Origin of the sequence: Duncaniella sp. B8, from assembly GCF_005304985.1 — a bacterium.
GTDB classification, from domain to species: domain Bacteria; phylum Bacteroidota; class Bacteroidia; order Bacteroidales; family Muribaculaceae; genus Duncaniella; species Duncaniella muris.
On the sequence record NZ_CP040121.1, the window covers coordinates 1,533,303 to 1,545,279 of the forward strand.

Below are 11,977 nucleotides of genomic sequence, written 5' to 3' on the forward strand. Positions count from 1 at the left end.
CATGACTGAGGCCGCTACATATGTGGCTCACTGCCGTGGCGGGCTATGGCAACGGTTTCAGCCTCCTCCACCTCCTGCTCGGTAGGCTCATAGCCCGGAACCCACTTCGACACCTGATCAGGCTTGCGGCCCTCTATCTGCCAGTCAAAAGGATAGAAATGAGCATCAGGATTACGCCATGACGGCTTACGTCTGGCATAGACCACAAGAGGAATGGCGAGGAAAACAGCCACACCTATAATGATTATACCCACGTAGACCACCGGCGAACCGGTAGAGATCTGTGACGGAGGCAGGAAACTCAGCACCAGCGCAAGCAAGGCTCCGAGAATGCCGAGCCCGCAGACAATCACCTCACCGACTTTTCCACCCGGAACTCTGAATCCGCGCTTGCGACCCGGAGCCACACGGCGCAGACGGATAAAAGCCCCATAGATCAGCAGCACCATGATCAGATATATTATGGTGGCCATCTGCGACATGATCTGATAGGCCGACTCCACGGTAGGCAGCACAATCAGCACCAGGCAAAGCAGCGACACAAACACACCCTCGATCAAGAGGATCGGCTTGTTGACACCATTTTTGTTCACTGTCTGAAGTGACCGCGGAAGATATCCCGACTGCGCTACGGCCATCAGGCCTGTTGCCGGACCGGTGACAAGAGCACTGATCTGCCCTATCACACCTATCATAATAAGCAGAGCCATCACATTGCCGAGCCAGCTCAGTCCGAACGAAGCCCACAGAGACTTATAAGCCACAAGCAGCGACTGCAGCAGATCGATATTGTCAGACGGTATGATGATGCCTATGGCAAGAGTGCCGAGCGCATAGACAGCCACAATCACTATTATAGCGAGAAAAACCGACTTCGGGAAATCTCTCGCCGGATTGCTCATGTCATTGATATGGACAGCCTGAAGCTCCATGCCCGCATAGAACAGAAATATCGAGGCGGCAAGGACTATTGTTCCGGCATTGCCGAAATCAGGGAAAAACGAAACGTCGGTGAGATTGACCTGCTTGCCGAGGCAGACATAGAGAACGGCAAGCACAATCAGCACTGCGCCGGGAATGATGGTGCCCACCAGGCCGCCGCAGGTACTCAGCAGGTTCGCCGAACGCTGTCCGCGGAAGGCGTTGAATGTGGCAAGCCAATACATCAGCATCGCTATCACAATAGTGTAGACCTTGTTCGAAGCCAGGGCAGCATCGAAACTTTCAGGCCAGAATATATAGGCTAATGAAGCCGCACCGAACATAAGCACGGTAGGGAACCATATCACTATTGTCTGCCACTCCAGATACATGGCCGTCCAACCCCATCGTGGACCGAAAGCCTCCGACACCCAACGGTAGAGACCTCCGCTCTTGGTATAGGTGGAAGCCAGCTCGGCACACACCAGCGAAAACGGCAGCAGAAACACCAAAGCCGCAAAAAGATAGTAGAATATCGACTGGACACAATATTTCGCCTCCGACGGCAACCCGCGAAGACTCAGAATCGACGTAACGATCAGGACAGCCATAGCCGCCATAGTGACTGATCCTTTGGCCGTCGATACGATTTTCTTACGTCCTGACGCCGTTACAGGCGATTCATCAGGCGTAGTGACAGATTTCTTGTTCATATTCATAAGCCTATTTTTGTATATTCATACCCAGACTTATTTTCAACGCACCCGCCTTGGCAAAGGTTTGCATAAGGCCAATGAATCAGCCATCTCACCTATATAAAAAAGCGCAGGCCTCGGATCTTGCGATCTGAAGCCTGCGGCTGAAATGTTCGTCGGGGTGGCGGGATTCGAACTCGCGACCCCCTGCTCCCAAAGCAGGTGCGCTAACCGGACTGCGCTACGCCCCGGAACTATGGCGCAAAGTTAGACATTATTTTTCAATTATGCAACCCCTGACACATGTGAACACCAAAAATCAGTGAAGAATCCGACAGACAGCGGTCAAAAATCAGGCTAAAAATTTCATTTATTGGAGAATATGTATTAATTTTGCACTTTGGAACGCGACAACGAGCTAAAAACAAGGCTTTTAGTCGCACCGGAATCTGAATAAATCAAAAACGAATCACATAACAATGGCAAATAACAAGCCCAACAACGAACAGATCCACACCTCTATCGACGAGGTAAACGACACTCTCACCGGCCTCGGCGAAAAGGTGCAGAGCAACCCTAAAATCATCGTATGGTCGTGCATCGCAGTGGCCGCAGTCGTAGCAGCTGTCCTGATCTACGTCTATGCCATCCGCCAGCCCGGACAAAACGCCGCCAACAATGCCCTCGGCCAGGCCGACATGGAGCTTCTGATGGGCAACGACTCGATAGCCCTCGCCAAATACCAGCAGGTGGCAGCCGACCACGGCTACTCTGCCGGCAACCTTGCCAACCTCAACGCCGCTATCCTTCTCTACAAGCAGGGCAAATATGAGGACGCACTCAATCACCTTAAAAATTATGATGCCACAGAATCAATCATCGGCGCCGCTGCAAAATCACTTGAAGGTGACTGCTATGTAAACCTCAAGCAGTATCCCCAGGCCATCGAATGCTACAAGAGCGCAGTGAAGATCTCTGACAACAATCCCCACTACACACCCGCGTTCCTTCTCAAGGAAGCCACAGTGCTCCGCGAACAGAAAGACTACAAGGCTGAAGCCACCGTCTACGAGCAGATCGTAAAGGAATATCCCAACTACGGAGCCGAGATCGGTGTGGACATGCAGAAATATCTCGAACGCGCCAAAGACGCCGCTGCAAAATAAAGCACATCCAGCGCATTCAATTTCAAACAACAATACAGACGCTTGCCCTGCCGACCGGCTAAACACGGTCCTGGGCAAGTGTTTTTTTCAACAGACATCAGGCAATTTATTTAATTATACATCAGACACCAATTATAATCCGACACCCTTAATTATCTTTCATATGCCTTCCAAATCATTACACATGAAACAAATTTACCGCTATTTAATGGCGGGAGCACTCCTGGCCTCCGGCCTGCAATGCCTACCGCTGCCGGCAAGTGCTGCCGTCTCAGATCCGGATGGAGCGGTTGAAAAGTGGAGCAACGCTTCAACATCACCCAAAATCATTGACATAAACTTTTCAGACACATCATGGCCCGACACATGGCCTAAGGACCCCTCCAAACCGGACAAATGGACCGGAAGAGCGTGTCCGGAATGGGCTGATGACACCTATGTCAACGCCATAATAAACGTGCCGGTCATCGGGACAGAAGGAGTGACCTATCCGGTGCTGTTCCACAACTGCACCTTTGCCACCAAAGCATCAAACGGAGGTTCTGCGGCCGCTACTGCCGCATTCAGCCGCCAGTTCTACCACAATGAATCGGCCCCTGGCAGACCCGACTATGGGTACAACGACTGGAAAAGTCCGGGCCACACGGTGATGCTCGAAGACAATGTGGTTTATGAAAACGGCCGTCCGGTCAAAGGCGAAGCAGGCTTCGTGCAGATGTGTCGTGGAGCCTCTCTTGACAAGACCTCCTCTCTCCACGGATGGATGGAGATAGACCACATACCTTATGTGGAACGCATCCAGTGGTCATGGTCATCCACTTCATGGGGCAGAGGCATAAAGTGCGACATCAAAATCGGTGACGGAGAGTGGAAGCCGCTCGTCTGGGCCGGTTCCGAAAAGCAGAAACAAGGCTGGACCGTATTCTCCGACCAAGGTTACTTCATGGAAAATATCATTGACCGTCATGACGTGTCACTGCGCTGGCGCGTGTGGGACGGCGACGGCAAGGCTAATGCCGATGACCAGGTGCAGAAAGCGCCGTTTGACTGGCAGGCCATAGACCCGCTGGCAACGAAGCAGGCACCGAGAGTTCACAAGCTCCAGATATTCGGCGACCGCATAAGCGCCGAGCAGGCCGACTATGCCAAAGCTAATCCGGTAGGAGATGTGGGCGAACTCAGCGACCTCAGCAAATTCGGATTCACCCAGGAAGGCAACCAGAAGCCTGCGCCTGATGAAAACGCGCCCGTCACCCTGCTCTATGTCAATCCCGACGGTTCAGGCGACTACAGCACTATACAGGCCGCCATCAACGCCGTTCCTGACGGAACGAGAGGCATAATATACATAGCTTCAGGCATCTATGACGAAAACATCTACGCCGGCACCAAGGAGAATCACAATAAATTCATCTCCCTCATCGGCGCCGATGCCGCAACGACTATTCTGACATCATCAGTCAACCGCGGAGGCTCAAGCGGCAACAGTTACACCGACTGCGCGGCCCTCAACGTGTTCACCGAACGCTTCTACGCCGAAAACCTCACCATCCGCAACACCTCAGGCAATGTCGGACAGGCCGAAGCACTCTACACCGCAGCGGACGCCCATCTGTTCAAAAACTGCATCCTCGAAGGCTTCCAGGACACATATAAAGCCAACACCGGTGCCCGCGGTTACTTCACCGGCTGCAAGATCAGCGGCTCAACTGACTTCATCTATGACGGAGGCCTGGAATGGTTCGAAGGCTGCGACATCATCTGCCTCTACAACCCCAATGGCGGCTACATCACCGCTCCTGCTGAAGCCGGACTGACCCTCAACCGCACATTCTATCCCGAACTCTCTGCACAGGCATTCCGCGCAGGGCTCTTCTTCAACAGCTGCAACATTATGGCCGGCGAAGGCACAGGAGCCTCAACCTATTACCTCGGCCGTCCCTGGAAGGTGAATTCCGGAAGCATGTTCCTGAACTGCCGCCTCGGCAATCACATAAAGGCTGAAGGCTGGAAAGACTGGAACGGATCGGAAAACTCAGCGTCGCTTTACGAATACAAAAACCTCAACGCCGACGGCTCTCCGGCCGACATTTCGCGCCGCGCCGCCTTCTCCAGCCAGGCTTCAGACGCGGAAGTCGCCGCCTACATCAGTCCTGAGTTCCTGTTCAAAAAAGCATCAGAGATACCCTTTGACTTCAAAGCAATACTAAGCGGCACCGCCGAACCCTGCAACTTCACCGTAAGCCCTTCGTCATTCTCCTGGGAGAGCGGAGAAGATGCAGCGGGTTACATCATATACCGCAACGGCAAAATGGAATGTCTGAGCGTGGAGACAAGCTATACGCTCCCCGCCGGAGCAGAAGCCTCTGAATTCAGCGTGGCATCCATTTCACGCCACGGCGTCACCACGAAAGCCGTCAGCGCAAGCGAAGCAGCCCGTCTCATGGCCTTCCCGACAGCCGAAGGATTCGGAAAATATGCCACCGGCGGACGTGGCGGCAAGGTGGTCAAAGTCACCTCGACTGCCGACGACGGCACAGCCGGAACACTCCGCTGGGCATTCGACCAGCACAAAGGCGAGCCACTGACAATCATCTTCGAAGTCAGCGGAGACATAGCTCTGGCAAGCCCCCTGAATGTGAAAAGAGCCAACTGGACCCTGGCCGGACAGACCGCTCCCGGCGAAGGAATCGTCATCACCCGTAACAAACTCAACGTTGGCGGATCACAGAACTTCATTGTCCGCAACATGCGTTTCCGCATCGGGCAGAAAGACATGTCAGGCCAGATCATAGCCAACAACGCCCTCGGAGCCGAAAACTGCTCGAACTTTATTTTCGACCACTGCTCCTTCGGATGGTCGACAGAGGAAAACATGAACACCGCCGACTCACACTTCCTGACCGTGCAGTATTCCATGCTACACGAAGGCCTCTATAACGCCGGCCACGTCAAAGACGAGCGCGGCTATGCCTGCCAGTGGGGCGGATCGCCTGCCACCTACCACCACAATCTTCTTGCCCACAACAATTCCCGTTCGCCACGTTTCAACGGAGCCCGCGGCGAGGACCACGTGGTGTTCATGGAATATGTCAACAACGTCAACTACAACTATGGCAAACGCGGAGGCTGCTATGGTGGCGAAAACACAGCTCCGGTGTCAAACTACACCGGACTGAACTCAGTCCATGAATGCAACTTCATAAACAACTATTACAAGCCCGGACCATGGTCAGACAAGACCCGCATCGAATTCGTAAACTCAAGCTATGCCCGCAGCGGAGCCACTTCATGGGGCCCGGCCAAATGGTATATCAACGGCAATATAGCCGAAGGATTCCCCTCGGCCAACGCCGACAACTGGACTGCCATAGCCGTTGAGGGAAGCTACACGCTTGCCGACATCCGCGCCGACCAGCGCATTGTCACCGCAACCCCCTGGTATCAGCACTCCGCCCTCGGTCCGACCGGCAGATATATACCGGAAAACTATATGCTTTATGACATACAGAGCGCCGAAGAAGCCTTCAAGACCGTAGTCGAGAAAGCAGGCACCATCAACCGCGACAAAGTAGAACGCCGTGTGGCTGACGATGTGAAAAACGGCAAGGTCACATTCAGCGGTGACTTCGCAGGCGCCGGGATGGGCATGATCGACACCGAAGCCGATGCCGAAGGCTTCTTCCCCTACCGCAGCGACTACACAGTTCCGGCCGACACCGATGGTGACGGAATGCCCGATGAATGGGAAAAGGCCAACAACCTCGACCCGACCACACCTGACAACAACCTGGTCAACGCTGAGGGCTACACCGCGCTTGAAGTGTGGCTCAACTCGCTGATGGGCGAACTCTCCGACAATGACTTCCGCGAAAGCTCGATCGGCAATATCAGTGTCGACAACCGAATAGACTATGATAGTGCGAACCGCAGCCTCCGCGTGGGCGAAACCAGCATAGGCGCTCTGCTTGAGGTCTACGGTATCGACGGTCGCCGCATAGCCATGCAGACCATCTCTTCAGCCGAGACAAGCCTCGCCCATCTGCCAGAAGGAATCCTGCTGCTGCGCGTCTCGTCACGCTCCATCACTCCCGTCACACTGAAGATCAAACTCTGAGAAGCTGTCTGACAGCAATCTATCGAAAATCATAAAACCTGCCGTCAACACGGAATCATGCGATGCTCACGCCTCTTTACAGAGCGGCCTGAAAAATCATCATGTTTATTCCGGTGGCGGCAGGTTTTTTACCGCAATTTTTTGTAAATTTGCAGCAATCAACAAACACAACCATTCATTTTCCCAATCTCTATGGCTACAACTCTGGTCAACACCGATTTCAACTTTCCGGGACAGACCGCTGTCTACCACGGCAAAGTACGCGACGTCTACACCATCAATGACGATCTGCTTGTCATGGTCGCAACCGACCGCATCTCGGCTTTCGACGTAATTCTACCCAAAGGAATACCCTACAAGGGGCAGGCACTCAATCAGATCGCAGCTTCGTTTCTCGACGCTACCGCTGATATCGTTCCCAACTGGAAGATTGCGGTTCCCGACCCGATGGTGACCGTGGGCTACCGCTGCGAAGGCCTGCGTCTGGAAATGATTATCCGCGGCTATCTCGCAGGAAGCGCCTGGCGTGAATACAAAAACGGCATGCGTGAACTCTGCGGCGTCAAGCTCCCCGAAGGAATGGTGGAAAACCAGCGTTTCCCCGAACCGATCATCACCCCGACCACCAAAGCCGATGCCGGACACGACGAAAACATCTCGCGCGAGGAAGCCATCGCTCAGGGCATCGTGACCGAGGAACAGTTCGACACTATGGCCGCCTACACCCGCGCCCTCTTCAAACGCGGCTCGGAAATGGCTGCTGAAAAAGGTCTGATCCTCGTCGACACCAAATATGAATTCGGCCTGCGTGACGGAAAAGTCATCCTCATCGACGAGATCCACACCCCCGACTCCTCACGCTATTTCTATGCCGAAGGCTATGAGGAACGCCTCGCCAAGGGCGAACCCCAGCGCCAGCTCTCCAAAGAATTCGTACGCGAGTGGCTTATGGACCACGGCTTCATGGGCAAGGAAGGCCAGCAGGTGCCTGAAATGACCGATGAATTCTGCAATGAAGTCTCTGAACGCTATATCGAGCTTTACGAACACATCACCGGCGAGAAATTCGTTCCCGCTCCCGAAGAGCATCTTGACGACCGCATCGCACGCAACGTGCTCGACAGCCTCAACACTCTGAATCCTTGAAAGTAGAAGAGATCACACCTTACAACTCCGACTCCCGCCACAAAGCTGATCAGGTGCGCGAGATGTTCGACTCCATCGCCCCGGCTTATGACTTCATGAACCGGGCGATGACCTTTGGCATTGACCGCATCTGGCGGCGCAAGGCCGTTGACCTCCTGCGCCATGAACCCCACGGAGAGATCCTTGACATAGCCACCGGCACAGGCGATCTGGCCATATTGATGGCCCGCCGCCTGAACCCGTGCAGGGTCACAGGCGTTGACCTCTCGGAAGGAATGGTCGAGATAGGCCTCCGCAAAGTAGCTGAGCAGGGGCTGGAACAATGCGTAAGCCTCGGCATAGCCGACTGCCTGGCGCTACCCTTCGCCGACGGCTCGTTTGACTCAGTCACCTGCGCCTACGGTGTCCGTAACTTTCAGGACCTCGGCGCAGGCTACCGCGAGATGCTGCGCGTCTTACGTCCCGGAGGACGGATAGTGATCCTTGAGCTTTCCACCCCCGCATCCGCGTTTGTCAGACCGTTCTACAGGCTCTACACCCGCGGAATCATTCCCGCTGTAGGGCGGCTTGTATCCAAAGATGTCCGCGCCTACAGCTATCTGCCCGAATCAATAGCCGCAGTGCCGCAGCGCGAGCGCATGTGCGCCCTTATGGCAGAAGCAGGCTTTACCGGAGCCCGCTTCATACCGATGACCTTCGGGACATGCTGTATCTACACGGCAACCAAGCCCGTAACATAGCATCCGATCTATCTTATCTTATAAACTTATACCTCAAAAAAATTAAAACGACAATGGCAAACAACAATCCCAACGAAATAAAGATCGAACTTTCACCCGAAGTAGCCAAAGGCATCTACTCGAATCTCGCAGTGATTTCACACGGTGCCAATGAATTCTTCCTCGACTTCATCACAATGGCACCCAACATGCCCCAGGCTAAAGTGCAGTCACGTGTGATCATGACTCCTGAAAACGCCAAGAATCTGCTCGGCGCACTCATGGAAAATGTGAAGAAATACGAAGCTACTTTCGGCGAAATCCGCCCCAAACGCCCGGTAAACGGCGGCGGCAACCCCGGCGGCGAGATCCCCAACCCCTTCATCATGGGCGGAAAAGCCTGATCCCCCCTATCACGCAAGCGACTTATGAATCTGATTGAAAACAATTTTTCCATCTATAACACCCTGACGCGCACCAAGCAGCTTTTCAAACCGCTGCATGAAGGCAAAGTCGGCATGTATGTCTGCGGTCCGACAGTCTACGGCGACGGCCATCTCGGCCACGCCCGCCCGGCAATCACCTTTGACGTACTCTTCCGCTATCTGCGCCATCTGGGCTACAAAGTGCGCTACGTCCGCAACATCACCGACGTGGGCCATCTCGAACACGATGCCGACGACGGCGAGGACAAGATAGCCAAGAAAGCCCGCCTCGAACAGCTCGAACCGATGGAAGTGGTGCAGCACTATCTGACCCGCTACCATAAGGCTATGGAGGCTCTTAACGTGCTTCCGCCCTCAATCGAGCCTCACGCGTCAGGCCACATCATCGAACAGATCGAATACATCAAAAAGATCCTTGAAAGCGGCTATGCCTATATCTCGGACGGATCCGTCTATTTCGATGTGCCAAAATTCAACCGAGACCATCCCTACGGCAAACTGTCGGGCCGCAACGTTGACGAGCTTCTGAGCAACACCCGCGAGCTCGACGGCCAGGATCAGAAACACCATCCCGCCGACTTCGCCCTCTGGAAGAAGGCCGCGCCCGAACATATCATGCACTGGCCATCGCCCTGGAGCGAAGGCTTCCCCGGATGGCATCTTGAATGCTCTACAATGGGCGAGAAATATCTCGGTGAGAGCTTCGACATCCACGGCGGAGGCATGGACCTCATGTTCCCACATCATGAATGCGAGATAGCCCAGTCTGTGGCTCACAACGGTCATGACACAGTGCGCTACTGGATGCACAACAACATGATCACCATCAACGGCAAGAAAATGGGCAAGTCGCTGGGCAATTTCATAACCCTCGACGAGTTCTTCAACGGCACTCATCCGCTGCTCGAACAGCCCTACTCGCCGATGACCATACGCTTCTTCATACTCCAGGCCCACTATCGCGGAACAGTCGACTTCTCAAACGAGGCCCTCAAAGCCTCTGAGAAAGCCCTCGGACGCATGCTTGAAGGCTATCGCCGCCTGCAGGAGCTGACGCCGTCAGAAAGCTCTACAATCGACGTGAGCGACATCCGCCGCAAATGCTATGAGGCGATGGACGATGACATGAACACCCCGATGGTCATTGCCAATCTGTTCGATGCCCTGCGCCTGGTCAACCAGGTGAAAGACGGACATGCCACCGCCACTCAGGCCGATATCGACGAACTGAAGACCGTGTTTGACACCTTCCTTGTCGACATCCTCGGTGTCCGCACCGAAATGGCAGGCGACTCAGCCGAAGCCCTCAAGCCCTTCGAGGGAGCCGTAGAGCTGCTTCTTGATGTAAGAGCCAAGGCCAAAGCATCGAAAGACTGGGCCACGTCAGATCTTATCCGTGACCGTCTCGCCGCTCTCGGCTTCACGGTCAAAGACACTAAAGACGGTGCCGAATGGAGCCTGAGCTGACAGCCGGGTTCCTTAAATGGACCTCCGAAACACTGCACGGGTGGGGAGTGGGCGACAGCCTGCTCCGCGCCTGTGCCACTTTACTGACAGCCGGGACGATACTCATATGCGCCTGGCTGCTGTTCTATGCGCTCACCCGCTACGTGATTCCGGCTATCGACCGGCTGATCAGCCACACGGAAGCCAAGTGGGACGATGTGCTCTTCAACCCGCGTCTGCTGCGCGTGGTAGCCGAACTGGCCTGTGTGCTCCTGCTCCAGACCTTCCTGCCGCCGTCACTCGCACTTTATCCGACGCTACTGACCATTACGTCGCTCACGTTCCGCATACTGATTGTATGCGTCATAGTCCATCTGGTCAACCGCTTCCTTCTGGCTCTCTACGAGCTGATAGAAAGCTCCTCGTCAGGGCGCGCCTCTTCGCTCAAAGGCATCAGGCAGATGCTCCAGGTGATCTCCGTCTCGGTGGGTGTGATCATCATTATTTCCATCCTTGCCGACAAGAATCCGCTTACGGTTATAACCGGCCTCGGTGCCGCAGCCACGGTGCTCATGCTGGTGTTCAAGGACTCGATAATGGGAGTGGTGGCCGGTGTGCAGCTCACGCTCAACGACATGCTACGCCCCGGCGACTGGATCACGGTGCCCGCGCGCAATATCAACGGCACTGTGCTTGAAGTAGGCCTCACCACCGTGAAAGTACAGAATTTCGACATGACCATAGTCACCGTGCCTCCCTACTCTCTGGTGAGCGAATCGTTCCAGAACTGGCGCGGCATGTCTGACTCGCGCGGACGCCGCATAAACCGCTCGGTCACCATTGACGTTGACAGCGTCAGCTTCTGCGACCGCCGGACCATCGACAGACTCAAAGAAGAAGAATGGTGGGGCGATCTCGACCCCGAAGCGCAGCATGTCAACCTGACTCTGTTCCGCCGCTATCTTGAACACTACATCTCACGCCTGCCTGAACTGAAGACCAACGACAACATGATCTACATGGTGCGTGAGCTTGCCCCCACGCCGCAGGGCATTCCGCTGGAGCTATACTTCTTCACCTCGCTTACATCGTGGAAGCCCTACGAGCTGTTTACAGCCTCTGTCACGGACCATGTGCTGGCAGCAGTCCACCGCTTCGGCCTGCGCGTCTATCAGGCTCCCTCAGGCCGCGATATAGCCATGCTTGCCGAGGGTTTACGGCAAAGCTGAACAGACACGGAAGGAAATCACAAAACGTATATAAACGAAGAAGGCTGTCATCCCGACAGCCTTTATTCGTTTAATAAACCAATCATTATCAC

General features: G+C 54.6%; 8 protein-coding genes and 1 tRNA gene. 7 read left to right on the forward strand and 2 right to left on the reverse strand.

All coding sequences use genetic code 11. From position 1 onward, the window contains the following. Window positions 1-14 precede the first annotated feature (14 nt). The gene (gadC, locus tag FDZ78_RS06720; RefSeq protein WP_136408275.1) at window positions 15-1,634 is read right to left on the reverse strand and encodes a putative glutamine/gamma-aminobutyrate antiporter GadC; all 1,620 of its coding nucleotides are present in this window, start codon (window positions 1,632-1,634) and stop codon (window positions 15-17) included. Between the two features lie 158 nt (window positions 1,635-1,792). Next, a tRNA-Pro gene (locus FDZ78_RS06725) sits at window positions 1,793-1,867 on the reverse strand. A gap of 228 nt (window positions 1,868-2,095) precedes the next feature. Here FDZ78_RS06725 and FDZ78_RS06730 point away from each other — a divergent pair. The 7 genes from FDZ78_RS06730 to FDZ78_RS06760 all read left to right on the forward strand — a co-directional run bounded on the left by FDZ78_RS06730 (window position 2,096) and on the right by FDZ78_RS06760 (window position 11,885). Continuing rightward, window positions 2,096-2,782 carry a tol-pal system YbgF family protein gene (locus FDZ78_RS06730; protein WP_107032057.1) on the forward strand — a complete coding sequence of 229 codons (687 nt, stop codon included), beginning with the start codon at window positions 2,096-2,098 and terminating at the stop codon, window positions 2,780-2,782. A 184-nt stretch (window positions 2,783-2,966) separates the two neighbouring features. Continuing rightward, on the forward strand, window positions 2,967-6,899 hold the full coding sequence (locus tag FDZ78_RS06735) for a pectinesterase family protein (RefSeq protein ID WP_168181965.1): 3,933 nt from the start codon (window positions 2,967-2,969) through the stop codon (window positions 6,897-6,899). A 192-nt stretch (window positions 6,900-7,091) separates the two neighbouring features. Continuing rightward, window positions 7,092-8,045 carry a phosphoribosylaminoimidazolesuccinocarboxamide synthase gene (locus tag FDZ78_RS06740; RefSeq protein WP_123398752.1) on the forward strand — a complete coding sequence of 318 codons (954 nt, stop codon included), beginning with the start codon at window positions 7,092-7,094 and terminating at the stop codon, window positions 8,043-8,045. Beyond that, window positions 8,042-8,785 (forward strand): bifunctional demethylmenaquinone methyltransferase/2-methoxy-6-polyprenyl-1,4-benzoquinol methylase UbiE, encoded by a 744-nt coding sequence (ubiE, locus tag FDZ78_RS06745; RefSeq protein ID WP_240740359.1) that lies wholly within the window; start codon window positions 8,042-8,044, stop codon window positions 8,783-8,785. Before FDZ78_RS06740 ends, ubiE begins: the two co-directional genes overlap by 4 nt. A 53-nt stretch (window positions 8,786-8,838) precedes the next feature. Further along, window positions 8,839-9,168, forward strand: a complete 330-nt coding sequence (locus FDZ78_RS06750) for a DUF3467 domain-containing protein (protein WP_107032054.1) — start codon at window positions 8,839-8,841, stop codon at window positions 9,166-9,168. 33 nt (window positions 9,169-9,201) lie between these two features. Further along, a complete protein-coding gene (gene cysS / locus FDZ78_RS06755) occupies window positions 9,202-10,677 on the forward strand; it encodes a cysteine--tRNA ligase (protein WP_107032094.1) in 1,476 nt (491 codons plus the stop codon). Beyond that, window positions 10,662-11,885 carry a mechanosensitive ion channel family protein gene (locus FDZ78_RS06760; RefSeq protein WP_136408277.1) on the forward strand — a complete coding sequence of 408 codons (1,224 nt, stop codon included), beginning with the start codon at window positions 10,662-10,664 and terminating at the stop codon, window positions 11,883-11,885. Before cysS ends, FDZ78_RS06760 begins: the two co-directional genes overlap by 16 nt. Window positions 11,886-11,977: the final 92 nt, after the last annotated feature.

Coding starts and splice junctions, on each gene's coding strand:
- FDZ78_RS06750 (WP_107032054.1), top strand. CDS start 8,839: ATGGCAAACAACAATCCCAACGAAATAAAGATCGAACTTTCACCCGAA.
- gadC (WP_136408275.1), bottom strand. CDS start 1,634: ATGAACAAGAAATCTGTCACTACGCCTGATGAATCGCCTGTAACGGCG.
- FDZ78_RS06760 (WP_136408277.1), top strand. CDS start 10,662: ATGGAGCCTGAGCTGACAGCCGGGTTCCTTAAATGGACCTCCGAAACA.
- FDZ78_RS06730 (WP_107032057.1), top strand. CDS start 2,096: ATGGCAAATAACAAGCCCAACAACGAACAGATCCACACCTCTATCGAC.
- FDZ78_RS06740 (WP_123398752.1), top strand. CDS start 7,092: ATGGCTACAACTCTGGTCAACACCGATTTCAACTTTCCGGGACAGACC.
- FDZ78_RS06735 (WP_168181965.1), top strand. CDS start 2,967: ATGAAACAAATTTACCGCTATTTAATGGCGGGAGCACTCCTGGCCTCC.